The organism is Sedimentibacter sp. LTW-03 (genome assembly GCF_052059825.1).
Taxonomy (GTDB): domain Bacteria; phylum Bacillota; class Clostridia; order Tissierellales; family Sedimentibacteraceae; genus Sedimentibacter.
On record NZ_CP197180.1, the window covers coordinates 2,197,311 to 2,222,450 of the forward strand.

A 25,140-nucleotide genomic window follows, 5' to 3' on the forward strand; every position below is an offset into this window, starting at 1 on the left:
AGAATATTATATATTACATTATATACTTTTTCAAGGAAATCATTTTCGGCCTATATTGTTAAAGAGTGATTATGTGCATGCATATAATCACTCTTGCTATACGTAGATACATATGAATTACTTTCTTCTAACAACTCTGCCTGAGGTATTACCCGTTGATTTACCTTCTTTTATTGCCAACTGACCATTTACTAAAACGAAATTAATACCTATAGGTTCTTTAAACGGATCTTCATAAGTAGCACCATCTATTACTGTATCAGGATTAAAAATAACAAGGTCTGCATCATACCCAACTTTAATTAATCCCTTTCCCATAATATTAAATCTGCCAGCCGGATAGCCGGTAATTTTTTTCACTGCATCTTCAAGAGTTATAACTCCACCTTCTCTAGCGTATTTTCCAAGGACTCTAGGAAATGTTCCGTTAGTTCTCGGATGACATTTTGCACCTGGTGCAACAGGAATTGAATCTGACCCAATCATTGTGTATGGACTCTTCATAACATAATTAATATCATCTTCACTTAACATATGGTAACAAGCATTGTCATTGCCTTTATTAGCTGCAATAATATCACATAAAACATCCAATGGTTCTTTTTCAACCATTTTACCCGCCTCATAAAGAGTTTTACATTCAAATTCCGGTGTATATGGTGTATACGAAATTACTACTCCCTTTGCTCCATTACTATTTTTGTAAAAGTTTTCCCAATTGTCAGTATATTCTATATCAGCAATTATACGCGCTCTAGTTGAAGGATCATTTAGCCTTTCAATTATCTTTTCAATACCACCTTCATGAACCCACGGAGGCAAACATGCTCTCAATGTGGTGCTGGATGCAGTATATGGATATTGATCAATTGTAATATCCAGTCCTTTTTTTCTCGCTTCTTCTATTAATTTAACAGACTCTTTTACCAGTCCCCAGTTTTTTATTCCCATAGCTTTATGATGATGTACTTGAACTGGAATATTAGCAACTTCTGCCACGTGAATTATCTCTTTAACAGCTTTTAATAAATTATATGATTCATTTCTCATATGGGAAAGATACACACCATTAAATCTATTAAGTTCTTTTGCCATTTCTTCTATTTCTTCAGGCTCCGAATATACTCCCGGAGGATAAATCAATCCAGAACTCATACCGAATGCTCCGTCTTCCATCGCTTCTCTTACTTGTTTTTTCATTTCTTTAAGCTCTTCTTCAGTTGGTTTCCTTGATTCAAATCCCATAACGTTAATTTTAACTGTTCCATGTCCAACATAAGCACCTATGTTTGTTCCTAATGGCAACTTATCGATAACATTAAGAAAATCTCCAAAGGTTTCCCAATTATATTCAGGTTCGACACCAGCTTTGGCAAAACCAGCATAAGCATCCAACAGATTTACTCTATCTGGACTTATGGGTGCGGCACTTATACCACACGGTCCAATTAATTGAGTTGTAACCCCTTGTTTCAATTTTGATAACATTCCCGGGTCTCTCAATAACGCAAAATCAGAATGAGTATGACAATCAATAAATCCGGGAGACAATATTTGGTGCTTCGCATCAATTATTTCGCAACAATCAATATCATCATTTAAATTACCTATGTAAGCAATTTTCCCATCTTTTACGCCAACACATCCATAAAACCATGGGTTGCCAGTACCATCAATAACCTTTGCATTTTTTACTACTAAATCAAACTTACACAAATTTATCACCCCTATACAAATTTTAGAAATATGACAGTTCATATTTTTCTAATCTATTTATAAATATTGTATTATTTTGATAATACTTCTTTTGGATAATACTTGCCAAACCATATCATAATTATTCCTTTAGGTGGCTTTGGTGTTGCCAAACTTATAGATACTGTCAACAATAAAGACACAAATAGAGCAACTACTACTGCATTCATTCCCATAGCTATTGGTAAGTAGTTTCCTGCACCAAGTATATAGGTAACCATTCCACCAACCATTCCGGCAGCAGCTCCATATTCGTTGGTTCTCTTCCAATAAATTCCTAATAGCAGCGGCCAGAAGAATGCTGAACCTAATCCTCCAACTGCAAATGTTATCATAAACTGAAGAGCATTAGGCGGATTAATGGATAGAATGAATATTGCTATACATATTGCAACTGTTGACATAACTGTAACTTTTTTTAACTTTTTACTGTCAGCCTTTGGATTTATCATTGATTGGTATGCATTTTTAACAAAAGTTGAACTGATAATAATAACCATGGATCCTACTGTAGATTGTATTGCTCCAGCAACACCTGCAAGTGTAAGTCCTGCTAACCATGGTGGTAAAACTTTCATGGCAATAGAAGGTATTATTTGATCTGGAACCTCTAAGTCTGGAAACATTGCACGTCCTAAACTTCCTGTCCAAATTAATGCAAGTGTCCAAACCAATACAAATAAAACTCCCATTATTATTGCCTTATGCATTGATTTTGTATCTTTATATGTAAGTGTAGCCATAGCTCCATGGGGTAATCCAATCCAAACAAGTCCATATACAATCCACATAGAAAATTGATACATTGGACTCCATGTCCAAGGTGTAACAACAGATGGATCTATTGAAATAATTTCTTTGTATACAGAAGTTAATGGTCCAAGATGACTTAAGGTTAATATAAATAACATAATTACTGATACAGTCATTATTATTCCTTGAAATACAATTGCAGCTGCTACTCCTTTTATACCACCTAATGCAGCTGTAACTAATACAAGTCCTGCAAATAATACCAATCCTAATGTGTATGAAAGGCCCGTCATAGATTCAAACAGTCTAGCGCCTCCAACAAACTGTGCCACAACATAACTGCCTAAAAACATCATTACAGCTAGTATTGCAAATACACCAATAAATTTATTACTGTTATAGCGAGATACAAATAAATCAACATAGGATTGTGCATTAATCCTTCGAGCAACTATGCCAACTTTCTTTCCTATTTCACCAAACACTGTAAAATTCATAAATATCTGAGAGAATCCAGCTAAAACCCATGTTAATCCAACTGAGTAACCAAGACCAGGTCCTCCAAGAAATGTTCCAGCACTACATAATCCAGCGGCTACCATCATTGCAACAACTATAGCTCCCATACCACGTCCGCCAGTATAAAATTCATCAACATATTTATCTACTGCAGTTTTATCCATTGTTTTTTTTGAATAAAGTCCGATTGCAATCATACCCAAAGTATAAATAGCAAAAGTAATTATTATTGCTGTACGACTACTTGCACTTATTTCATAACCCATTTATATGTCTCCTTTTAATAATATTGTTGTATTTGTTTAGTAATTATTTTACTGCTAAATCGTCATTCTCAACTTCATCACTTAATTCCATGTCCACCAACTTAAATTTAGTTATATAAATTACTACTCCAGTAAATATTACACTAATGACAATTATTGCAAACCACCAAGTAGGCAATCCTAAAATATAACTGTAATTATTAGGATCTCCACTGCCTAACAAGTAGGCTGCAATAATACTAACTAGTGTAAAAATAATTTGCACTCCAAAAACTAATTTCATTTCTTTTTCACAAATAATAAATCGAGGGTCCATTTCAATTTCATCCAAACTATAATTAGTTTCATAAAATTCTTCTTTCTTCATTCAATAACCTCCTAATATTTTTTAATTATTATTACGACTATCATTATACTGCCTACCAGACAATTATTTAGATTCTTCTATAAATATATCTAAGTAGCAATTTTGTTATATTCTATTCACTTGTGCAAATGTTTTCAATAAAATAATTTCTATAATAAACTTATTGCTCCCAAAAACTGAAAATAATTTCAAAATACACAATTATATTTGAATTATTTTTCAAAATATTACTTTGATGCTACAACTTAATTGTACTTGGTCATATCAAAGGTAAAAGTAGAACGCTTAAATAATCTGATAATATAAAAAAGCTGTGTTTTTTCACAGCTTTTGTTTTATCCAATTATCCTAATCAAATTATGCAGTAAAAAAGCAGCCGGATTTTCCAGCTGCGCTTCTGGTGCCCAAACGCGGAATCGAACCACGGACACGGAGATTTTCAGTCTCCTGCTCTACCGACTGAGCTATCTGGGCAAATTCGGTCTCATTTCCCATTTTTTTGCTCCTTGCGTCGCATAAATTGAGTCATGAGTGGGCCTTCAAGGACTCGAACCTTGGACCTACCGGTTATGAGCCGGGCGCTCTAACCAACTGAGCTAAAGGCCCAAAACAAATTGTTTTGGTATAGTGGGCTTAGATGGACTCGAACCATCGACCTCACGCTTATCAGGCGTGCGCTCTAACCACCTGAGCTATAAGCCCGTCTTAAGTATCGGGGCGGCAGGATTTGAACCCGCGGCCCTCTGGTCCCAAACCAGATGCGCTACCAAACTGCGCTACGCCCCGAATATGTAGTAACGGAGAAGGAGGGATTTGAACCCTCGCATCCTTGTCAGATCTACTCCCTTAGCAGGGGAGCCTCTTCGGCCACTTGAGTACTTCTCCATTTATATTGAATGATCCATCGGCGATTCGAACGCCGGACACCTTGATTAAAAGTCAAGTGCTCTGCCTGCTGAGCTAATGGATCATAATAAATTAAAATGGCTGGGATGGCAGGATTCGAACCTACGCATACTAGAGTCAAAGTCTAGTGCCTTACCGCTTGGCGACATCCCAATTTTTAACTGGGGTAGTAGGATTTGAACCCACGAATGCCAGAGTCAGAGTCTGGTGCCTTACCGCTTGGCGATACCCCAATAAAATGCACCCAGGAGGATTCGAACCCCCGGCACACGGATTAGAAGTCCGTTGCTCTATCCTACTGAGCTATGGGTGCAAAGAATTTTGGAGGCGCCATCCAGATTTGAACTGGAGATCTAGGTGTTGCAGACCTGTGCCTTACCACTTGGCTATAGCGCCTCGATGTTAAGTATTGGGGTGAATAGTGGGAATCGAACCCACGACCTCCAGAGCCACAATCTGGCGCCCTAACCGACTAGGCCATATCCACCAAAACATAACTTGGAGCGGGTGAAGGGAATCGGACCCTCGCGACCAGCTTGGAAGGCTGGGGCTCTACCATTGAGCTACACCCGCAAAATAAATTTATATTGGAAGCGGAAGACGAGATTCGAACTCGCGACCCTCGCCTTGGCAAGGCGATGCTCTACCACTGAGCCACTTCCGCATTGGTGGAAGAGATTGGATTCGAACCAATGAAGGCGGTGCCAACGGATTTACAGTCCGTCCCCTTTAGCCACTCGGGAACTCTTCCGATTTTAAAACACTCTTACAACTGAGCCAAGCCTAAACTATGACCCTACCGGGATTCGAACCCGGGTTATCGCCGTGAGAGGGCGGTGTCTTAACCGCTTGACCATAGGGCCTTTATAGCCATCGTAGTTTCTTTCACATATTTGCTTACTCGCTGTCGCTCATGCAAATCTGGAACTCATTGCGGTTGACCAACCGTCGATTTTTCAGAACAGAACTCTGAAAAATCGGTTAGGTCATACCCGGCGACGTCTTACTTTCCCAGGCAGTTGCCCGCCAAGTATCATCAGCGCTGAAGAGCTTAACTTCCGTGTTCGAGATGGGTACGGGTGTGTCCTCTTCGCTATTGTCACCAGATAATGTTTTTGTAAGTTTTGAACTGACTATCTAAAGCCTTTGCCCTAACAACATCGCAGTCTCATTCACCAAATTTTCTGCTCCTTACGTCGCAAAATTTGGGAATTCGTTGCGGATGACCTACCGCCATTTTTCAGAACAGAACTCTGAAAAATCGGGTTAGGTCATACCCGGCGACGTCTTACTTTCCCAGGCAGTTGCCCGCCAAGTATCATCAGCGCTGAAGAGCTTAACTTCCGTGTTCGAGATGGGTACGGGTGTGTCCTCTTCGCTATTGTCACCAGATATATAAAAGTTCTTTCAGAACTTTCAAAATCGCATAGGAATTTTTAGATTAGACATTTTTGCGCAGTCTCATTTACCAATTTACTTGCTCCTTGCGTCGCATAAATTGGGAATTCGTTGCGAATGACCTACCTTCAATTTTTTTCTCCTTTTAGTCGAAAAAATTGGGTTAGGGCATCTTTGAGGTCAAGACCTCGACCTATTAGTATTGCTCAGCTGAATGCATTGCTGCACTTACACATGCAACCTATCAACCCGTTAACATATCGGGGGTCTTACTCACTTGCGTGATGGGAAATCTTATCTTAGGGCTAGTTTCGCGCTTAGATGCTTTCAGCGCTTATCTAATCCAGACTCAGCTACTCAGCTATGCCACTGGCGTGACAACTGATGCACCGGCGGTCTGTCCATTCCGGTCCTCTCGTACTAGGAACAGCTCCCTTCAAATTTCCTGCGCCCACGGCGGATAGGGACCGAACTGTCTCACGACGTTCTGAACCCAGCTCGCGTGCCTCTTTAATGGGCGAACAGCCCAACCCTTGGGACCTGCTTCAGCCCCAGGATGAGACGAGCCGACATCGAGGTGCCAAACCTCCCCGTCGATGTGGACTCTTGGGGGAGATAAGCCTGTTATCCCCAGGGTAGCTTTTATCCGTTAAGCGATGGCCTTTCCACTCGGTGCCACCGGATCACTAAGTCCAACTTTCGTTCCTGCTCGAGATGTCTCTCTCGCAGTCAAGCTCCCTTCTGCCTTTACACTCTTCGCACGATTTCCGACCGTGCTGAGGGAACCTTTGAGCGCCTCCGTTACTCTTTCGGAGGCGACCGCCCCAGTCAAACTGCCCAACTGACAGTGTCCATATACCGGTTCACGGTATCATGTTAGAAATTCAGTAACAATAGAGTGGTATCCCAACGTTGGCTCCACCGATACTGGCGTACCGATTTCTCTGCCTCCCACCTATTCTGTACAATTGCTACCGAATTCCAATGTCAGCCTGCAGTAAAGCTCCATGGGGTCTTTCCGTCCTGCCGCGGGTAACTCGCATCTTCACGAGTACTACAATTTCACCGGATCTATTGTTGAGACAGTGCCCAAATCGTTACACCTTTCGTGCGGGTCGGAACTTACCCGACAAGGAATTTCGCTACCTTAGGACCGTTATAGTTACGGCCGCCGTTTACTGGGGCTTAAGTTCAAAGCTTCTCTTTCGATGACTTCTCCCCTTAACCTTCCAGCACCGGGCAGGTGTCAGCACCTATACTTCATCTTTCGATTTAGCAGATACCTGTGTTTTTGGTAAACAGTCGCTTGGGCCTGTTTTCTGTGGCCCTTCTAAGCTCCAACAGTTCTGTCTTCACTCTGAAGGGCACCCCTTCTCCCGAAGTTACGGGGTCATTTTGCCTAGTTCCTTAACAATAGTTCTTCCGCTCATCTTTGGATTCTCTCCTTGCCTACCTGTGTCGGTTTACGGTACGGGCACCTTCTTGCTCGATAGAGGCTTTTCTTGACAGTGTGGGCTCAGCTGCTTCACTACTTATTTTCGCTCCCATTCGTATCTCAGGATTGACGTTACGGATTTGCCTGTATCGTCTCCCTACTTACTTAGACGCACTTTTCCAGCTGTGCGCCAGCTTACCCTCCTGTGTCACCCCATTTCTCAAACGCTTAAAGGTGGTACTGGAATTTCAACCAGTTGTCCATCGCCTACGCCTTTTGGCCTCGGCTTAGGTCCCGACTTACCCTGAGTGGACGAGCCTTCCTCAGGAATCCTTAGGCTTTCGATGGGTGAGATTCTCACTCACCTTTCGCTACTCATGCCAACATTCTCTCTTCTGTACAGTCCACGACTCCTTTCGGTAGTGCTTCTATCCGTACACAATGCTCCTCTACCGATGTCGTAAATCTCTTCATTCGCTCAATTTTGATTTTAGCCCCGTTAGAGCTTTTCAAAATCCTTCCTTTTTATCTATTTTAATTAATGAAGGATTTTGAACTGAGATGTCCTCAGTTATCGTTTCATTGAACAGATGAAGAGCTTTACGACATCCCACAACTTCGGTAATAGATTTTAGCCCCGGACATCTTCGGCGCAAAACCACTCGACCAGTGAGCTATTACGCACTCTTTTAATGAATGGCTGCTTCTAAGCCAACATCCTGGTTGTCTGTGTAGTTTTACATCCTTTTCCACTTAATCTATATTTTGGGACCTTAGTTGGTGATCTGGGCTGTTTCCCTTTTGACTATGAAACTTATCTCACATAGTCTGACTCCCTAGCAACATATATATGGTATTCGGAGTTTGATAGGTTTTGGTAACGTATAACGCCCCTAGACCATTCAGTGCTCTACCCCCACTATACTTACTTGAGGCTAGCCCTAAAGCTATTTCGAGGAGAACCAGCTATCTCCGGGTTCGATTGGAATTTCACCGCTATCCACACGTCATCCCGTAGCTTTTAAACGCTAATGGGTTCGGTCCTCCACCAGATTTTACTCTAGCTTCAACCTGCACATGGATAGGTCACCCGGTTTCGGGTCTACAACATACAACTTTCGCCCTTTTCAGACTCGATTTCTCTTCGGCTCCTAACCTTTGGTTATTAACCTTGCTGCATATTGTAACTCGTTGGCCCGTTCTACAAAAAGTACGCGGTCACACTTTTGTGCTTCCACTGTTTTTAGGCTCAGGGTTTCAGGTTCTTTTTCACTCCCCTCCCGGGGTTCTTTTCACCTTTCCCTCACGGTACTGTTCTCTATCGGTCACTGGGTAGTATTTAGCCTTGGGAGGTGGTCCTCCCTGCTTCCCACAAGATTCCTCGTGTCCCGTGGTACTCTGGATCATATCCTCGCTTCAAACTGTTTTGCTTACGTGTCTATCACATTCTTTGGAGGAGCTTTCCAGCTCTCTTCGGCTACAGTTTTCTGTCTCTTTGATATGTCCTCAACCCCAAGTATTTCTACTTGGTTTGGGCTCTTCCGCTTTCGCTCGCCGCTACTTACGGAATCATTTTTTATTTTCTCTTCCTAAGGGTACTTAGATGTTTCAGTTCCCCTCGTTCCCCTCATACAGCTATTTATTCACTGTATGATACATAAGGTTTACCTTATGTGAGTTTCCTCATTCGGATATCTGCGGATTATCGGCTGCTTACGCCTCCCCGCAGCATTTCGTAGTTTGCCACGTCCTTCTTCGGCTCCCAGTGCCAAGGCATTCGCCCTTAGCCCTTTCTATCTTGACCTGTTTGTCATTGTTATGTCTTCATAACATTTTTTTTTGGTTAAATTGTATTTATTATTTAAAATTTGAATTTAACTTTTCTCAATGTCTCGCAGTTTCATTCTCCAATTTATTTGCTCCTTATGGTCGCATAAATTGGGAATTCGTTGCGAATGTCTTACCTTCAATTTTTTTCTTCCTACGGTCGAAAAAATTGGGTAAGGCATCTTCTCTTTTTTCCTATGCAATTTTCAAAGTTCTGTGGTTTTATACTGTATCCTTCAGTCTTGCTTTACTTTTGTTTAAAGCAAGCAATAAAACAGCATAAGTCCTTTAGTTCTCCTTAGAAAGGAGGTGATCCAGCCGCACCTTCCGATACGGCTACCTTGTTACGACTTCACCCCAGTCATTGATCCTACCTTCGGCGCCTGCCTCCTTGCGGTTAGCTCAGCGACTTCGGGTATTACCAACTTCCATGGTGTGACGGGCGGTGTGTACAAGACCCGGGAACGCATTCACCGCGACATTCTGATTCGCGATTACTAGCAACTCCGACTTCATGTAGGCGAGTTGCAGCCTACAATCCGAACTGGGATCGGTTTATTGGGATTTGCTCCAGATTGCTCTTTCGCTTCCCTTTGTACCGACCATTGTAGCACGTGTGTAGCCCAAGACATAAGGGGCATGATGATTTGACGTCATCCCCACCTTCCTCCGATTTATCATCGGCAGTCTCTTTAGAGTGCCCAGCTTTACCTGCTGGCAACTAAGGATAAGGGTTGCGCTCGTTGCGGGACTTAACCCAACATCTCACGACACGAGCTGACGACAACCATGCACCACCTGTCTCCCTTGCTTCCGAAGAAGAGAGTACATCTCTGCACTGGTCAAGGGGATGTCAAGCCTTGGTAAGGTTCTTCGCGTTGCTTCGAATTAAACCACATGCTCCGCTGCTTGTGCGGGTCCCCGTCAATTCCTTTGAGTTTCAGTCTTGCGACCGTACTCCCCAGGCGGAGTGCTTATTGTGTTTACTTCGGCACTGACCATCGCTGGCCAACACCTAGCACTCATCGTTTACAGCGTGGACTACCAGGGTATCTAATCCTGTTTGCTACCCACGCTTTCGTGACTCAGCGTCAGTTACAGTCCAGTAAGCCGCCTTCGCCACTGGTGTTCCTCCTAATATCTACGCATTTCACCGCTACACTAGGAATTCCGCTTACCTCTCCTGCACTCAAGTAATACAGTTTCAAATGCTAACTATGGTTAAGCCTTAGCCTTTTACATCTGACACATACTACCGCCTACTCACCCTTTACGCCCAGTAAATCCGGACAACGCTCGCCCCCTACGTATTACCGCGGCTGCTGGCACGTAGTTAGCCGGGGCTTCCTCCTTGGCTACTGTCATTTTTTTCTTCACCAAGGACAGAGTTTTACGATCCGAAAACCTTCTTCACTCACGCGGCGTCGCTGCATCAGGGTTTCCCCCATTGTGCAATATTCCCCACTGCTGCCTCCCGTAGGAGTCTGGACCGTGTCTCAGTTCCAGTGTGGCCGTTCACCCTCTCAGGCCGGCTACTGATCGTCGCCTTGGTAGGCCTTTACCCCACCAACTAGCTAATCAGACGCGAACTCATCCTATACCTCTAACGATTTGACTCATCGACCATGCGGTCATCAAGTGTTATATGGTTTTAATCCCGGTTTCCCGAGGCTATTCCTTTGTACAGGGCAGATTGTTCACGCGTTACTCACCCGTCCGCCACTAGATTTACCTTTTCACTTAGCTCTCGAATTTCAAGTGTGTTGTCACTTGGGTTTAGCGTGAAGCACAAATGTGCAACTCGCTGTTTTTCTACATCTTATTATATTATGCACTTTTGTGCTTGTTGTAGATGTTCGAGTTCTCAGTGAAAAAGTAAATCTCGTTCGACTTGCATGTGTTAGGCACGCCGCCAGCGTTCGTCCTGAGCCAGGATCAAACTCTCGTTTTATATTCCTGTCGCAGTCTCATTCACTAATTTATTTGCTCCTTGCGTCGCATAAATTAGGAATTCGTTGCGGTTGACCTACCATCGATTTTTTCTCCCTTTTGGTCGATAAAATCGGGTTAGGACATACTCAAGATAGCGCTTAGCTTATCTTTGTCTTTCTTTACTTTGGTTCTTTTTTTCTTTGAACTCTCAAAGGTTTCTTATGCTGTTTTATTGTCTAGGTTCTCTTCGCTGTTACCCTAACAGCTTGAACAGTTTATCACATCCAAGTGATGTTGTCAACTATTTTTTTATTTCTCTGTTTACTTCGCATTTCCTTGTGAAAGGAATGTTATCTTAGCACATATAAAAGTGATTGTCAACATCTTGTCCCTATCCATATTTTTCATACTTATTATAAATTTTCCTAAAACTAATTGCAATATATAGGACTATATGATAAAATAAATTAAATAAAACTTATATTTTCACTTCAACCGATAATGGCAAACCTAATGAAAATTAGCGGCGCAAAGCTATAGGGCCTTTAAACTGGCAGCCAGCTACCGAAAGGAAGTTTTTTATTTTATTTCCTTCATATAGGTTGAAGAACGTTAAAGGAGGATATCAAAATGTACAAAGGAATTAAGAAAACAGCTTCTCTTTTGGTCATCATGATTGGAATTCTTGCTTTACTTGGCCCTGTTGCACAAGCCTATCAAAAATCAGAGCAGAACATAAGCCAGGAACTTTTAATTATGATTGAAGAGACAAATAACTACATTTACAAAGAGATCGATAAGGCTGTGGAAAAAGCAGAAAAAGAGGTTCTCAAAGATCAAAGCGAGCAGCAGTTAAACAGGTCAATTGATAGAATTATTGAAAACCTGTTAAGGAAAACCAGCAGGAAAGTAGACTTATTAATTAAAAAAGCTGCAAGAGAAGGTGTAGTATTAACAAAGACATACGTTGAAGTTCAGATTTATGACAGAGTAGTATTAGTCGACCCTTGCTATGCTCATTAAAAAAATTTAGGAGAGATTGAATCTCTCCTAAATTTTTTGCTTTAATAACATAATTATTATACGATTTATTTAATCAAAAAAACATAATACATCACCTATTTAATATAGATGCATTTTGATGAGTATTTACTGTTGAAGGGTTTGAATCACATCTACTGCCAAAAAAATAACGCATACCCCCCAGGCTGATGCCGTTTTTGGAAAGGAGAATTGTCTTGTAACTGAGGCACTGCAAAAGTCATAACCGAAGACATAGTAGAGAGACAAAGCGCTAATTATAACTAAATATTTTCTTTTTTCCATATAGTGATATAATAGATTAACACTATTGATAAGGGAGCAATTACATGGAAGGCTTGTATATTTTTAAAGATAGCAAATGCATTGATCAGATAATAGGAACTTCAACGCTGAACCTGCTTGCTAAAAAAGATGATTTTGAGATAATGCTGTATGAATTTAGGGCTGATCGCCCAAACAGTATTACTCCTGGAAACTTTAAAGATTTAATGGAATTTTATTATATTATTGAAGGTTCAATAGTTATAGGTACCGGAGGCGAAAGCATAAAAATGCAAAAGGGTGATTATTTTTATGTCCAAAATATAAAAGAAACTGTTCCTTTCCGAACAATCACTGATACCAAAATGCTATATATCACTTCTCAGCCTGTTTACAACCTTTTGTCTGCATATACCCACGACCTAAAAAACTTATTGGAAAAATCTGAAGCAAAGGATCTATATACTCACAGGCACAGTAACAGAGTACAAGATTATTCAGTTAGAATTGCAGACAAGCTAGGGCTTTCCGGTGAAATTAATTACACAATAGCTCTTGCATCTCTTTTTCATGATGTGGGTAAATACTTTATACCGGATGAAATACTAAATAAACCTTCGAAGCTTAGCAATGACGAATTTAATTATATAAAAAAACACAGCACATACAGCTCTGAACTTTTGCAAGGAAAGTTTTCAAAGGATGTTGCAACTATTGTTGAGCAGCATCACGAAAGGCTGGACGGTTCAGGTTATCCAAATAAATTAAAAGAAAATGAGATACGAATGGAAGCAAAAATAATTGCTGTTGCAGATTCATATGATGCCATGACATCTGACAGATCATACCGCAGCGGAATGCCGCCTAACCAGGCAATTGAGGAGCTTAAAAGTTTAATAGGAAAATTTTATGACAAAGATGTTGTTTTTGCTCTTGAAATGATTTTAAAAGATGATGGCATTTTATAATTTATTATATAATCACTCCTATAACGATTATAATAATGGACTAAAAGCGTGTTTAAACTAAAAAACTATAAATTCTGTTTAATTTTTCCAAAATAATAATAGCCATACAGTAAATACTAAATTATATATTATTATAAGGAATGGTGATCATGAATAAAGTGCATTACACTGTGTCGAGACTTCAGAATAAAAACATGAAAACTCAATTAAAGAATGTCTTAGAAGATATTGAAGGAGTCAGCATGGTCAATATAGATATTGGCAGAAGTTCTGTAGAAGTGGGATATGATGATAACACAGATGCTGGCAAAATTAAACAATGTATTGAAAACACAGGATTTAAAGTTGAATAGAAACCTGCCTCATTTGCAATATATCGCAAATGAGGCAGGTTATTTATTATTCTTGCCATGTATGAATAAGATTTTCGTTTTGGCCCCTTGCAAACACATCCGTTCTATTTGTTCCCCACGAAACTGACGCCGGCTCTGAATTTATATTCCCACCCATGTCCTGCCATTCATTCCACTGAGAACCATTCCAACTTTTTCTAAATAATCTGTTGTTTCTTCCCCCCGCAAATACGTCTATATGTCTTGGCCTGCGCGAAGATACGGAAGGTCCGGAAGTTAGTATTCCTCCTAGACTTTCCCAATCATTCCATCGCCTTCCGTCCCACCATTTATGAATTAAATCGCTATTAGCCCCCCGAGCAAATATGTCTATTCGATTTGGTTCCCATGATATCGCTGCTGGTGCCGACGTGAGGATTCCGCCAAGATTTTCCCAATCGCTCCATCTTATTCCGTCCCACCATTTATGCCACATGGCATTATCATTTCCTCTTGCAAAAGTATCTATTCGATTTGGTCCCCATGATGAGGAAGCAGGTGCTGATGTTAGTATCCCTCCTAAACTCTCCCAATTGCTCCACTGCCTTCCGTCCCACCATTTATGCCACATAGCATTGTCCGTTCCTCTTACAAAAGTATCTATGCGATTAGGCCCCCATGATATTGCTGCTGGTGCTGATGTCACCACTCCCCCTAAATTCTCCCAATCCGTCCATCGCGTTCCGTCCCACCATTTATGCCACATAGCATCATCCGTTCCTCCTGCAAAAACATCAATGCGTCCTGGTCCCCACGAAGATGCGGCAGGAGATGTAGTCAACATACCCCCAAGATTCTGCCATCGCGACCATCCACTTCCGGGTGCAGGCTCAGATACAGGCTGTGTATCCCTAATTAAAAGCAGCAGCATCTCAATAATTCTCAGCATATATCTGTCAGCTAGATCTCTCGGTATATTATATTGTCTGATCATAAGACCAAGCAAAGGATACCTGCTTTTAAACTGATTGTATATCTGTGCCGGTGATCTGTTCACATCTGTCTGACCTATCAAAAATGAAACTAAGAAAAGCAATAAGTAATCAACCCTACTGCTGTTTAATCCATTACTCTCCAATTCTCTGTATATTTCATCATTCTGAATCCTAAACCTTCTTACTATGTCTTGTGCATTTCTCTGCCTCTGAGCTGCTATAAAATTTGAGTCGTCATAAATAGGAAATTGAAATCCTTCATATGTTTTTTTGTCCATGTTAACCTCCGAAATATATTTATTATATTATTTTATTTAATTATTTACTTCTTGTTCCTCTTAAGAAATAAATACTTTGCATGAAGGAACTTTTTTTATGTGGGCCCGTCTATATAGTATACATTTTAATTTATCAGGGAGGTTTTTATGAAAAAATGGATAAAATTAATCACTATAACATCGGTGATACTGTGCATATCAATAGTCACGGCATTAGCAGTTCAAGCCGAATATACTCATGTGCAGCCGTTTTACTTATCATTTACTGGTAATGTAAAAGAAATTGAAAAAACTGGCGAAGTTATTACAAAAATATTTTTAGAGAATGAAGAAGGTTCGCAAGCATATTTTATGTTCAACGAAAATACGTATTTTGCAGATGACATGCAAATTGAAGAAGGCGATAGAATAACAGGATATTATGAATCTGACAAGCCTATGATTTTAATTTATCCGCCACAGTATACAATTTGTATTGTCACTCCGGTTTATGAAGATGGATTTGTTAAGGCAGATAAATTTGACTCTGATCTTACCAGCAGAGATGGACAGCTAAGGATTAACATATCTGAAGATACAGAAATCTTATGGGAAAACAACACAGAAATTAATTGGATAAAAAAACCGACTTTAGAAGAAGTTGAAAAAGTCCTTTCAAATAGACAAATGCTTGTATACTATGATGTAACCACAAAAAGCATCCCTGCTCAGACAACACCTAATAGAATAGTTGTATTGTCTCAGCAGACAGAAGATAAACCTGTAATATTTGTAAATGATGTAGAGCTTGAAACCCCTAATGTATATATAAGCGAAACCGGAACCGTTATGATTCCTGTTCGCGTCATATCGGAAGCTTTAGGCTACGAAGTAAAATGGAATGGAGATGAAAGGGAAGTGACAGTTGGTAATGATATTTCATTTGTAGTGGGTGAGAACAACTACTTGTCAAATGAAACCTACATATCACTGGAAGATGCAACATCTTTAAAAGATGGCAGCACATATGTTCCTCTAAACTTCTTCAAAAAAGTTATGAATATTGATAATCTCAGTGTGGTCGGAAGTAAGATAATCATAAATGCATTGCCTTAGTTTCTATGCTCTACCTATTTAGAAGATTCTCTCAACCATGACTGGAGTTTTTACCCAATCTACAAAATTTATAGCTTGTAGTAAAAGTCTTGGGTATCCAATATAAGAAAGCAGTATTCGGCACTTGTCGAATACTGCATCTAAATTTATGTTTGTGATTTTACAATTTATAATTTATTTAAGTAGATTCATATCTGCAATTTTAAATTGGGCACCGCAAACACTTGTTTGAAATTTACATGTATGCAGTCCATCCACCGTCAACTTGAATGCATTGTCCATTAACAAATCCTGATTCATCGCTGGCAAGGAATACAGCAACCGCAGCAATTTCATTAGGAAATCCATATCTTGGATTCAGGCCTAATCCCAATCCTGTGCGTTCCGCACCCTCTTTGTTAATGTTTTTCATATATTTACCTTCACCTATTTCAGTAGCAATTCCTCCCGGACATATTGCGTTGCATCTTATGTTTTTCTTTGCATACATAAAACCTGTATTCTTAGTAAGACCGACTACAGCATGTTTGCTTGCTGTGTAAGTTGCACCGGCAATACCTCCATGTAGTCCTCCTATTGATGCAATGTTTATTATATTTCCATTTCCTTTTTGCTCAAAATATTTAACGGCCTTTCTCATTGAAAACATAACAGATTTAACATTTAATTCGAATACCTTGTCAAACATTTCATCACTTATATCTCCTACTCCGCTCATGTCATCCATCATTCCGGCATTATTAACCAATATATCAAGAGAGCCAAATCTGCGTATTGCTTCATCAACCATACCTTCTGCCTTTTCTTTATCCGTAATATCAGCTGCATATGCAACCACGCTTCCTTCAAACTCTTTTACATCATCAACCAATTGTTTTAATCTTTCTTCGCGCCTTGCAACCGCCAGTACGTTTGCACCTTCTTTAGCAAAGTGATATACTATTTCTCTTCCCATACCAGAACTAGCGCCTGTTACAATCGCAGTCTTGCCTTTCAGCCTCATATTGCCTCCTTAATTATTATAGTATTTGCTTAACATATACCCTTTTACTAAATAATTAAACTTGCAATTGTTAAAAATCATCTACTTCCATCAGCAAAGGATGCATACTGCTGTTTTTTAAAATTATATAAATAAATCAGGTTCATTTCTTGTGCTAAATTCGATTTCAAGCTCATGCTTATGAAGCAAATAGTTTTCATCGTCATAATACTTTGCATGGACAGGACATTTTTTAATACACGCCCCGCACTTGATACAAATGCCATGTATAATTGATACATCCTCAAAACTTATTGAATTCATAGGACAGATTTTTGCACAAATTTTGCAGTCTATACAATTGCTGCTTGTCTTAGGAGTTATCTTACGAAAATCTACATAATTCCCATTTTTATCTTTTGGCCGATAGTACGGTCTGTATGGTTTATTACCTGGTATCTCCAAATTACCTGACAATGCACTATCCTTTATGCGATTGAATATTTTATTTGCAAAGTTTTCGGCAATATGCAAGTCACTTTTATCAGGCCTGCCTTTAGCTAGCAAGTCAGAAAAAGAATGCTCCCCTATAAAAGCGCAGGCTGCAACCACACGAAACCCGCTTAATTCCAACACATCCTTAAGTTCAATTAATGCATCATCATAATTTCTATTTCCGTACACCACAACAGCAACGGCAAGAGATCCTTTTGATTTAATTGACCTAAGATATTTTAGAAGTATGTTTGGTACTCTTCCAGCATATACAGGCACTCCAAAAACAACAATATCATCTTCATAAAAATAGACGGGTTCCATTCTCTCAGCATGTGGAGTAAAGTTTATATACTTAATGCTATCGTTTTCATTTATGTGCCTAGATAATTCTCCTGAAAGCTTTTTTACTACTTTCCCAGTTGTACCGGTTGGACTGAAATACATAGCTTTTACATTATAATTCATAAAATTCCGGCCTTTCATCAAAAAAGAAAACTCCAACTCCACCTATTCCCAAATGCGTTCCAAGTACAGCTCCTATTTGAAAAATGGTAGTCCTGCATCCTTTAATTGTTTCTTTTATTTTTTGTTCAACCTTAAGTGCTGCTTTTAAATCGTCTGCGTGACTGATAGCTATAACTTGATTTGAAAACTTCCCCGTACCTTTATATACTTCTTTTATTAGCGTTTGTATTACCTTTTTGCTTCCGCGAACCATTTTTGATACTACTATAGTGCCATCTTTTACAGTTAAAAACGGTTTTATATTAAGGATATCTCCAACATAACTCACGGGCTTACTAACTCTTCCGCCTTTGTGCAACCAGTCCAAATCAGCAAGTGTAAAAAAATATACTACGTGGTTTGCCATAAAATGAACTTGTTTCACTATTGCTTCAAAGGGTATTTTTTGTTCGATCATTTTCAGTATCTGAACAGCAATCAAGGCACTTCCTCCGCCTCCGCCCCTTGAATCTACAACCTCCATCTTTCTTTCCGGATACTTTTCCTTATATGAATCAATTATTTTTTTAGCAAAATTATATGTGCCTGACATCTTTGATGAAAATGATAAATAAATAAAATCTTCATTATTAGCAACACATTTTTCAATTGACTCAACAACTGATTTGTAAGTTATCTGTGAAGTTTTAGGAACCTTTCCTTCCCTCATATGCATGTACACAGTATCTACATCAATATCTACTCCATCTAAATAAGATATCCCACCAATTGCAATGCCCAAAGGAATGATATCAACATCATAGTTGTCCGTTATTTCATTATTTATGTCACAAGTACTGTCAACTATTAATTTAATCATTTTCATCACCTTCCAAATATATTATAGACGTAAAAAAGACGTTAAATTAAGAATTTGACTTCTTCTATATTAATGTTACTACTTTTGACGTTGATTGTAAATATTTGTATTTCACCATTTTATACTAATCTAAATTATTCTTTAAAACTTCTTTGATTTTCGGCAAAATAATTACGAACCATGGCGTAAACTCGTGAGGTTTAGATTTCATCCATTCCATAAGTTCGTCAATATCAACCCATTTCGCTTCTGCTACCTCATTTGAATTCAACTTGAATTCACCATTATATTCACCAACAAAAACATGATCATATTCAAATTCGGCTAAGCCGTTTTCAAACTTATAATAATATGTAAAGCTAAAAATTTCTTTAAGCTCAGCATTAGCTATTCCCATTTCTTCTTCTAATCGTCTTTTTACAGCATAATAAAGATCTTCATTCCATCTGGGATGCGAACAACATGTATTTGTCCACAAACCACCACAATGATATTTATCATACGCCCTTCTCTGTATCAGTATGCTACTCCCTTTATACAATATTGCTGAAAAAGCGCGGTGCATAGTACCATGCTTATGTGCATCTTCTTTTGTTATTTCCTTTATTGATCTGTCGTTAAAATCTACTTCTATTATTTTATCCATTTCTAACTTCCTTAATTATATTATAACGGTAATAATAACCATTCTTCATCTAATATATTATAACTACCATTATTATTCAATAAAAAAATAATAATTTATTACATTATTGCAAATAATCATATTAGATATTATAATTATATAAATACATAGAAAAAGAGGTCTAAAATGACTTTAGATGAAAAGAAGAAATTTGTAATAAATGTTGCATTCATTGTAACGGTTTATGCCATCTTATACTTTATATTTGTTTATGTAATTCATTGGATAATGCCGTTCTTAATTGGATTTTTGATAGCGCTTGCCCTAAGACCTATCGCAAAGCTCCTTAACAAACTTTTTAAAAGCAAAGGCAAAGGTGTAGCAGTATTTGTAGTAGCTTCTTTTTATGCTTTAGTAGCTTTGATACTGTGGCTTTTTGTAACATTTTTAATCACTCAGATGACTGATTTGATAAACATTATTCCTAACCTGTATTTCAACCGCGTTGAACCGCTGCTTCTTGAATTTAATGACTGGATAGTGGCAAATACAAAGCCTGTTTCTACGGAAGCGGCAAATACAGTTTCACAAATAATTACTAACAGTATCAATTATATCTCTGACATAATTAAAAACACATCAATATCAATTGTTCAGAGGGTTACCAAACTTATTTCTAATTTCCCCTTATATTTAATTTCAGTAATATTTACTATTGTACTATCAATATTTATAAGCGTGGAATACAGCAATATAACTTCCTTTATAAAAAGGCAGCTCCCTGAAAAATTCAGTTCAACCTTTGATGAATCGCGTCTGTTTCTAACAGGAACAGTATGGAAAATGATTAAATCATATATGATAATTATGTGTATAACTTTTATAGAAGTGTTAATCGGTCTATCATTTCTAAATGTTAATTTTGCTCTGCCTATTGCGGCAATCATAGCTATTCTTGATATTTTGCCAGTATTGGGGACAGGTGGTATATTAATACCATGGGGTATAATAGAATTAATCCTTAAAAACTACCATCTTGGTTTTGGACTTCTGTTTTTATACCTTGCGGTAACAGTTATAAGGAATATTATAGAGCCTAAAATTGTAGGCCATCAAATTGGACTTCACCCAATAATTACAATAACAGTTATGTATGCCGGGCTTAGGTTGTTTGGATTCTTCGGACTATTGGTTGCCCCCGTAATAACAATACTCGTAAAATATTTGAATGACTCCGGAAAAATTCATTTATTCAAATAATTAATTGTTTTCATTAAAAAAAGCAAGGTCAAAACCTTGCTTTTTTAATAAATTTATTTTCTTATATAACACCCTGAGCCATCATAGCATCAGCAACTTTTTTAAATCCTGCAAGGTTAGCTCCTGCAACCAGGTTATAACCTAATCCAGCTTCTTCAGCAGCTGCAACGCTCATGCTGTAGATATTTTTCATTATTCCGTGTAATTTTGCATCAACTTCTTCAAAAGACCAAGAATATCTCATTGAATTCTGGCTCATTTCTAATGCAGATGTAGCAACACCGCCAGCATTTACTGCTTTTGAAGGAGCAACTACCATTCCGCTGTTCTGTATGAATTTCAGTGCTTCATTTGTTGTAGGCATATTTGCAACTTCAATGTAGTACTTAGAACCACTTGCTACTATTTTCTTAGCTTCATCCATATTAATTTCATTTTGTGTTGCACATGGCATAAAAACGTCAGCTTTTACTCCCCATGGTTTCTGTCCAGCAACGAACTCAACACCAAATTTATCAGCATAGTCTTGTACTTTATCTCTTCCAGATCCTCTCATTTCAAGCATGAAATCTTCTTTTTCACCTACAACACCGTTCGGATCATAGATATATCCGTCAGGACCTGATATAGCAACTACTTTTCCACCTAATTGATTAATTTTTTGAACAGCTCCCCAAGCAACGTTACCGAAACCTGATACTACGAAAGTTTTGCCTTTAACTTCTTCTCCGAAGTGTTTTAATACTTCCTGAGCATAGTATACAGCACCATATCCAGTAGCTTCTGTTCTAGCTAAGCTTCCGCCGAATGGAATGCCTTTACCTGTTAATACTCCGTTTTCAAAAGCTCCTCTTATTCTTCTATATTGTCCGTATAAATAACCGATCTCTCTTGCACCTACTCCAATATCTCCTGCAGGAACGTCAACGTCCGGTCCTATATGTCTAAATAATTCAGTCATGAATGCCTGACAGAATCTCATAATTTCTGCATCTGATTTTCCTCTTGGATCAAAGTCTGAACCACCTTTTGCTCCGCCTATAGGAAGACCTGTTAATGAATCTTTAAAAGTCTGTTCAAAAGCAAGGAATTTCATTATGCTTAAGTTTACTGTAGGATGGAATCTTATACCGCCTTTATAAGGTCCAATCGCTCCGTTAAACTGAACTCTGTAACCTTTGTTAGCGTGAACTTGTCCATTATCATCTACCCATGATACTCTGAATGATATTACTCTTTCAGGTTCAACCATTCTTTCTAATAATCCAGCTTTTTCATATTCAGGATGCTTTTCAATCATTGGCTCTAAAGTATATAAGACTTCTTCTACTGTCTGAATAAATTCGGATTCATGAGCATCTTTCTTTTTAACTGAGTCGATGATTCTTTCAATATATGCATTCATTTGTATAACCTCCATGAAATTTAATGTTTTACCCATTCATTATATCAAATAGTATTCCGAATACAATTAATTTTATATTAACTATTTGTAATTTAAACTTTTTAGGTTGATAAGCAATTGCATCATATCGTTTTTATTAATTATTAATTATTTTTTTTAATTTTAGATTATTTACATATTAATTTTTTGTAACATTACCCAAATACTACTTTTTATTTTTAGAATAATTAAATTTAGCTTTGGCCTCAATTTTTACATAAAAAAACAGAGACCTATTAATCTCTGTTTAGTTTTTATTTTTTGTTTTTATTCATTTCATTGTAATAATATGTTAGCGAAAACAAGCTTTCATTTAAATGTACATTTTCAACATGCACATACTCCGGCATTTTTAAATCTTTTGGGGCAAAATTCCAAATAGCTGTAATACCACACTGAACCACAAGCTCAGCTATTTGTTGACTTACACTCTTCGGAGTACATATTACAACTATATCAATTTTTTCCTGTTTCAGAAAATCCTCTATCCCGTCAATGTCTTTAATTATAGCGTTTCTGATAGATAATCCGATAAGCTTTGGATTTTTATCAAACAAAGCCACAACTTCATAGTCAGCCTCGTAAAATCCTGTGTAATTTGCAATCGCCTGACCGATATTTCCTGCACCGATAATTATTATCTTGTACTTATTGTCCAAGCCAAGTATTTTTGCTATTTCATTCCTTAAATTTTCAACATCATACCCAAATCCTTGTTGCCCGAATCCTCCGAAGTTATTTAAGTCTTGACGGATTTGCGATGCCGAAAAACCGGTCATCTCACTTAATTCCCTCGAAGAAGTTTTATTAATTCCTGTTTTCGTTAATTCGCCCAGATATCTGTAGTATTTCGGTAACCTTCTGATAACTGCAGGTGATATTTTTTCGTGTTTATCCATAATGCAACCTCCTGCTGTTATTTTAACAATCTTTTTATTGCAATGCAACCTTTATTTTTAAAAAATAAACTTTTTTTCACAAATCCTATGAATTTTTCATAATGATACTTTCAATTACATTTACAGCCTCTTCGCAAGCATCGCAACATTTTTCAAGTCTGTTAAATGCAATTGTCCATGTCATAATTTCAATAGCATTTGTAGAAGTCATATGAAGTTTCCTTACAGCTTCCGTATACAGGTTGTCCCCATCTTCCTCCAGTTTGTTGATGCGAACTATCTTATTATGAATTTCCTTTGATTTTTTAAAATTTTTAAATTCTATCAATGCAAGCTGCAGCTCTTCACAACTCTGAAGTATCAGCTTTGAAAATCTGAGTGCATCATTTCTTATTTCCTTGACATTGTACATGTACATGTGTAGCAACACATCTTCTATGCTGTCTGTAATATCATCAATTTCATGCACTAAAGATACAATGTCCTCTCTTTCTATAGGAGTTATAAATTCCTTTGCAAGTCTCCTTGTAATTTCATGTCCGTGAAGATCCGATGAATGCTCTATATCGTGCATTTTTTTCATCTTTTCTTCCATTGCTGATGCATCAAAATTAATAAGAATTTCATCTAACATTTTAGCTGCATCACAACAAAATTCGGACAATTGTACAAAACTGTCAAAATAATCATATTCGTTTTTACGCGCCATAGTACACCTCTGCATTTAAAATAAATTCATAAATAGCTTAGCCATTAAATAGCCAATCACTCCGCATCCTGGAAAAGTAAGAATCCATGTCCATACCATTTCACTAACCAGCCCCCAGTTAACTGAAGTTATTCTTTTAGCCGCTCCCACCCCCATGATTGCTGTGGTTTTAGTATGAGTTGTGCTTACGGGAATACCTGAAACGGATGAGATAAGAAGGCAGGTTGTTGCTGCCATATCAGCAGAAAACCCTTGATACTTTTCAAGCCTGCACATATCCATTCCTACTGATTTTATTATCTTATACCCACCTATTGATGTTCCAAGGCCCATTATAATTGAACATACCAACATCATCCAGACAGGGATCTGAAAATTTGTCACACCTGCCTGTCCATTAGCAAGAAAAATTCCAAGCATAAATACACCCATAAACTTTTGCCCATCTTGCGCACCGTGCATGAATGCCATCGCCGCTCCACTGGCTACTTGAGCATTCTGAAAAATTATATTTGTCGTTCTTCTGCTGAAGCCTCTGAAAATAAACTCCGTTAACTTAACAACAATCCATCCCATTCCAAAACCCATGAAAGTTGAGAGCACAAGACCGTATATTACCTTAACCCATTCGGCAATATTTATACCGGACAACCCATTGTGCAATGCAATGGCAGCACCTGAAATTCCGGCAATTAAAGCATGGCTTTCGCTTGTAGGGATTCCAAACCACCACGCAGCGGTAGCCCATGTAACAATTGCAAACAAAGCTGCACATAACGCAACCAACGCTTCTCTGGAGTTCCCTCCGAAATCCACCATATTATATATTGTCTGTGCAACGTTTGAATTTATCATTGTCATTATAAAAACACCAAAAAAATTAAAAACTGCTGCCATAAAAATTGCATTTCTAGCAGTAATTGAACGTGTTGAAACACAGGTTGCTATAGCATTCGGAGCATCCGTCCAACCGTTAACCATGATTACTCCCAGAGTCAACAAGGTAGTTACCAGCAATAAAGGATTAGATGTAATCTGCACCAAAAAACTCGAAAATGTCACATCCATAAAATTACCTTCTCCCATTTCCTTAAGTAGTTATTACACTTTTATATAATTTACATAAAATTAACTCGAATATTACAAACAATCTAAATATACCATAACGGCACCACTTTTTCCACTTATTTTTATTTGCTTTTACATCCGATATTATCAGTAACTATTTGCGTTTAATTTGAATATTATAATAACTGAAACTTAATTTG

17 protein-coding genes, 15 tRNA genes, 4 rRNA genes and 1 riboswitch are annotated in these 25,140 nt (G+C 38.2%); of the genes, 5 read left to right on the top strand and 31 right to left on the bottom strand.

Features of this window, described 5'->3' with window-relative positions:
- Window positions 1-117: 117 nt before the first annotated feature.
- The 22 genes from ACS3UD_RS10990 to ACS3UD_RS11095 form a co-directional block, all read right to left on the bottom strand.
- Window positions 118-1,716: an N-acyl-D-amino-acid deacylase family protein gene (locus ACS3UD_RS10990; protein ID WP_308139561.1), complete on the bottom strand. Its 1,599-nt coding sequence runs from the start codon at window positions 1,714-1,716 to the stop codon at window positions 118-120.
- 71 nt (window positions 1,717-1,787) lie between these two features.
- Window positions 1,788-3,293: a sodium/pantothenate symporter gene (gene panF, locus ACS3UD_RS10995; protein ID WP_308139560.1), complete on the bottom strand. Its 1,506-nt coding sequence runs from the start codon at window positions 3,291-3,293 to the stop codon at window positions 1,788-1,790.
- A gap of 43 nt (window positions 3,294-3,336) precedes the next feature.
- A complete protein-coding gene (locus ACS3UD_RS11000; RefSeq protein ID WP_308139559.1) occupies window positions 3,337-3,660 on the bottom strand; it encodes a YhdT family protein in 324 nt (107 codons plus the stop codon).
- Between the two features lie 398 nt (window positions 3,661-4,058).
- Window positions 4,059-4,134: transfer RNA gene (locus ACS3UD_RS11005), tRNA-Phe, on the bottom strand.
- Window positions 4,135-4,192: 58 nt separating this feature from the next.
- A tRNA-Ile gene (locus tag ACS3UD_RS11010) sits at window positions 4,193-4,266 on the bottom strand.
- 22 nt (window positions 4,267-4,288) lie between these two features.
- Window positions 4,289-4,362: transfer RNA gene (locus ACS3UD_RS11015), tRNA-Ile, on the bottom strand.
- Window positions 4,363-4,372: 10 nt separating this feature from the next.
- Window positions 4,373-4,446 (bottom strand) — tRNA-Pro (locus tag ACS3UD_RS11020).
- Window positions 4,447-4,458: 12 nt separating this feature from the next.
- Window positions 4,459-4,545: transfer RNA gene (locus ACS3UD_RS11025), tRNA-Ser, on the bottom strand.
- A gap of 12 nt (window positions 4,546-4,557) precedes the next feature.
- Window positions 4,558-4,630, bottom strand: a tRNA-Lys gene (locus ACS3UD_RS11030).
- Window positions 4,631-4,644: 14 nt separating this feature from the next.
- Window positions 4,645-4,719, bottom strand: a tRNA-Gln gene (locus tag ACS3UD_RS11035).
- Window positions 4,720-4,727: 8 nt separating this feature from the next.
- Window positions 4,728-4,799: transfer RNA gene (locus ACS3UD_RS11040), tRNA-Gln, on the bottom strand.
- 6 nt (window positions 4,800-4,805) lie between these two features.
- A tRNA-Arg gene (locus ACS3UD_RS11045) sits at window positions 4,806-4,879 on the bottom strand.
- Between the two features lie 9 nt (window positions 4,880-4,888).
- Window positions 4,889-4,962, bottom strand: a tRNA-Cys gene (locus tag ACS3UD_RS11050).
- Window positions 4,963-4,976: 14 nt separating this feature from the next.
- A tRNA-His gene (locus ACS3UD_RS11055) sits at window positions 4,977-5,053 on the bottom strand.
- Between the two features lie 12 nt (window positions 5,054-5,065).
- Window positions 5,066-5,139 (bottom strand) — tRNA-Gly (locus tag ACS3UD_RS11060).
- Between the two features lie 19 nt (window positions 5,140-5,158).
- Window positions 5,159-5,230, bottom strand: a tRNA-Gly gene (locus ACS3UD_RS11065).
- Between the two features lie 2 nt (window positions 5,231-5,232).
- Window positions 5,233-5,317: transfer RNA gene (locus ACS3UD_RS11070), tRNA-Tyr, on the bottom strand.
- Between the two features lie 40 nt (window positions 5,318-5,357).
- A tRNA-Glu gene (locus tag ACS3UD_RS11075) sits at window positions 5,358-5,429 on the bottom strand.
- Window positions 5,430-5,556: 127 nt separating this feature from the next.
- Window positions 5,557-5,673 (bottom strand): 5S ribosomal RNA (gene rrf, locus ACS3UD_RS11080).
- A 168-nt stretch (window positions 5,674-5,841) separates the two neighbouring features.
- Window positions 5,842-5,958: ribosomal RNA gene (rrf, locus tag ACS3UD_RS11085) — 5S ribosomal RNA — on the bottom strand.
- Between the two features lie 182 nt (window positions 5,959-6,140).
- Window positions 6,141-9,203 (bottom strand): 23S ribosomal RNA (locus ACS3UD_RS11090).
- A gap of 325 nt (window positions 9,204-9,528) precedes the next feature.
- Window positions 9,529-11,177: ribosomal RNA gene (locus ACS3UD_RS11095) — 16S ribosomal RNA — on the bottom strand.
- Together the 16S, 23S and 5S rRNA genes with 15 tRNA genes alongside form the textbook arrangement of a ribosomal RNA operon.
- A gap of 474 nt (window positions 11,178-11,651) precedes the next feature.
- Window positions 11,652-11,727, top strand: a riboswitch (cyclic di-GMP riboswitch).
- A 61-nt stretch (window positions 11,728-11,788) separates the two neighbouring features.
- Between ACS3UD_RS11095 and ACS3UD_RS11100 the strand changes: the two genes are divergently transcribed.
- The 3 genes from ACS3UD_RS11100 (at window position 11,789) to ACS3UD_RS11110 (ending at window position 13,784) form a co-directional block, all read left to right on the top strand.
- The gene (locus ACS3UD_RS11100; RefSeq protein ID WP_308139558.1) at window positions 11,789-12,181 is read left to right on the top strand and encodes a hypothetical protein; all 393 of its coding nucleotides are present in this window, start codon (window positions 11,789-11,791) and stop codon (window positions 12,179-12,181) included.
- Between the two features lie 347 nt (window positions 12,182-12,528).
- Complete coding sequence (locus ACS3UD_RS11105; RefSeq protein WP_308139557.1) at window positions 12,529-13,431, top strand: HD domain-containing phosphohydrolase; 903 nt, start codon at window positions 12,529-12,531, stop codon at window positions 13,429-13,431.
- A gap of 149 nt (window positions 13,432-13,580) precedes the next feature.
- A complete protein-coding gene (locus tag ACS3UD_RS11110; protein ID WP_308139556.1) occupies window positions 13,581-13,784 on the top strand; it encodes a heavy-metal-associated domain-containing protein in 204 nt (67 codons plus the stop codon).
- A gap of 46 nt (window positions 13,785-13,830) precedes the next feature.
- Here ACS3UD_RS11110 and ACS3UD_RS11115 read toward each other — a convergent pair whose 3' ends face one another.
- Window positions 13,831-15,036, bottom strand: coding sequence for a sialidase (locus ACS3UD_RS11115; protein ID WP_308139555.1), 1,206 nt, complete (start codon window positions 15,034-15,036; stop codon window positions 13,831-13,833).
- A 147-nt stretch (window positions 15,037-15,183) separates the two neighbouring features.
- Between ACS3UD_RS11115 and ACS3UD_RS11120 the strand changes: the two genes are divergently transcribed.
- Complete coding sequence (locus ACS3UD_RS11120; protein WP_308139554.1) at window positions 15,184-16,131, top strand: copper amine oxidase N-terminal domain-containing protein; 948 nt, start codon at window positions 15,184-15,186, stop codon at window positions 16,129-16,131.
- Window positions 16,132-16,366: 235 nt separating this feature from the next.
- Here the strand turns inward: ACS3UD_RS11120 and ACS3UD_RS11125 are convergent, their stop codons facing one another.
- The 4 genes from ACS3UD_RS11125 to idi all read right to left on the bottom strand — a co-directional run bounded on the left by ACS3UD_RS11125 (window position 16,367) and on the right by idi (window position 19,581).
- Window positions 16,367-17,134, bottom strand: coding sequence for a glucose 1-dehydrogenase (locus ACS3UD_RS11125; RefSeq protein ID WP_308139553.1), 768 nt, complete (start codon window positions 17,132-17,134; stop codon window positions 16,367-16,369).
- A gap of 123 nt (window positions 17,135-17,257) precedes the next feature.
- Window positions 17,258-18,076, bottom strand: coding sequence for an EFR1 family ferrodoxin (locus ACS3UD_RS11130; RefSeq protein ID WP_308139552.1), 819 nt, complete (start codon window positions 18,074-18,076; stop codon window positions 17,258-17,260).
- The gene (locus ACS3UD_RS11135) at window positions 18,066-18,935 is read right to left on the bottom strand and encodes a DegV family protein (protein WP_308139551.1); all 870 of its coding nucleotides are present in this window, start codon (window positions 18,933-18,935) and stop codon (window positions 18,066-18,068) included. The genes ACS3UD_RS11130 and ACS3UD_RS11135 overlap by 11 nt, the downstream gene beginning before the upstream one ends.
- Before the next feature lie 124 nt (window positions 18,936-19,059).
- Complete coding sequence (gene idi, locus ACS3UD_RS11140) at window positions 19,060-19,581, bottom strand: isopentenyl-diphosphate Delta-isomerase (protein ID WP_308139550.1); 522 nt, start codon at window positions 19,579-19,581, stop codon at window positions 19,060-19,062.
- A gap of 165 nt (window positions 19,582-19,746) precedes the next feature.
- Here idi and ytvI point away from each other — a divergent pair, with 165 nt between their 5' ends.
- Window positions 19,747-20,820, top strand: a complete 1,074-nt coding sequence (ytvI, locus tag ACS3UD_RS11145) for a sporulation integral membrane protein YtvI (protein WP_308139549.1) — start codon at window positions 19,747-19,749, stop codon at window positions 20,818-20,820.
- Window positions 20,821-20,881: 61 nt separating this feature from the next.
- Here the strand turns inward: ytvI and gdhA are convergent, their stop codons facing one another.
- The 4 genes from gdhA to ACS3UD_RS11165 form a co-directional block, all read right to left on the bottom strand.
- A complete protein-coding gene (gene gdhA, locus ACS3UD_RS11150) occupies window positions 20,882-22,225 on the bottom strand; it encodes an NADP-specific glutamate dehydrogenase (protein ID WP_308139548.1) in 1,344 nt (447 codons plus the stop codon).
- Window positions 22,226-22,518: 293 nt separating this feature from the next.
- Complete coding sequence (locus tag ACS3UD_RS11155) at window positions 22,519-23,163, bottom strand: redox-sensing transcriptional repressor Rex (protein ID WP_308139547.1); 645 nt, start codon at window positions 23,161-23,163, stop codon at window positions 22,519-22,521.
- Between the two features lie 85 nt (window positions 23,164-23,248).
- Window positions 23,249-23,872 (bottom strand): DUF47 domain-containing protein, encoded by a 624-nt coding sequence (locus ACS3UD_RS11160; RefSeq protein WP_308139546.1) that lies wholly within the window; start codon window positions 23,870-23,872, stop codon window positions 23,249-23,251.
- A 15-nt stretch (window positions 23,873-23,887) separates the two neighbouring features.
- On the bottom strand, window positions 23,888-24,940 hold the full coding sequence (locus tag ACS3UD_RS11165) for an inorganic phosphate transporter (RefSeq protein WP_308139545.1): 1,053 nt from the start codon (window positions 24,938-24,940) through the stop codon (window positions 23,888-23,890).
- Window positions 24,941-25,140: the final 200 nt, after the last annotated feature.

Excerpts from the sequence above, each read along its gene's own strand:
- ACS3UD_RS11110 (WP_308139556.1), top strand. The coding sequence starts at position 13,581 with ATGAATAAAGTGCATTACACTGTGTCGAGACTTCAGAATAAAAACATG.
- ACS3UD_RS11120 (WP_308139554.1), top strand. The coding sequence starts at position 15,184 with ATGAAAAAATGGATAAAATTAATCACTATAACATCGGTGATACTGTGC.
- panF (WP_308139560.1), bottom strand. The coding sequence starts at position 3,293 with ATGGGTTATGAAATAAGTGCAAGTAGTCGTACAGCAATAATAATTACT.
- ACS3UD_RS11115 (WP_308139555.1), bottom strand. The coding sequence starts at position 15,036 with ATGGACAAAAAAACATATGAAGGATTTCAATTTCCTATTTATGACGAC.
- ACS3UD_RS11000 (WP_308139559.1), bottom strand. The coding sequence starts at position 3,660 with ATGAAGAAAGAAGAATTTTATGAAACTAATTATAGTTTGGATGAAATT.
- idi (WP_308139550.1), bottom strand. The coding sequence starts at position 19,581 with ATGGATAAAATAATAGAAGTAGATTTTAACGACAGATCAATAAAGGAA.
- ACS3UD_RS11135 (WP_308139551.1), bottom strand. The coding sequence starts at position 18,935 with ATGATTAAATTAATAGTTGACAGTACTTGTGACATAAATAATGAAATA.
- ACS3UD_RS11125 (WP_308139553.1), bottom strand. The coding sequence starts at position 17,134 with ATGAGGCTGAAAGGCAAGACTGCGATTGTAACAGGCGCTAGTTCTGGT.
- ACS3UD_RS11100 (WP_308139558.1), top strand. The coding sequence starts at position 11,789 with ATGTACAAAGGAATTAAGAAAACAGCTTCTCTTTTGGTCATCATGATT.
- gdhA (WP_308139548.1), bottom strand. The coding sequence starts at position 22,225 with ATGAATGCATATATTGAAAGAATCATCGACTCAGTTAAAAAGAAAGAT.
- ACS3UD_RS11165 (WP_308139545.1), bottom strand. The coding sequence starts at position 24,940 with ATGGATGTGACATTTTCGAGTTTTTTGGTGCAGATTACATCTAATCCT.
- ACS3UD_RS11155 (WP_308139547.1), bottom strand. The coding sequence starts at position 23,163 with ATGGATAAACACGAAAAAATATCACCTGCAGTTATCAGAAGGTTACCG.
- ACS3UD_RS11130 (WP_308139552.1), bottom strand. The coding sequence starts at position 18,076 with ATGAATTATAATGTAAAAGCTATGTATTTCAGTCCAACCGGTACAACT.
- ACS3UD_RS11105 (WP_308139557.1), top strand. The coding sequence starts at position 12,529 with ATGGAAGGCTTGTATATTTTTAAAGATAGCAAATGCATTGATCAGATA.
- ACS3UD_RS11160 (WP_308139546.1), bottom strand. The coding sequence starts at position 23,872 with ATGGCGCGTAAAAACGAATATGATTATTTTGACAGTTTTGTACAATTG.
- ytvI (WP_308139549.1), top strand. The coding sequence starts at position 19,747 with ATGACTTTAGATGAAAAGAAGAAATTTGTAATAAATGTTGCATTCATT.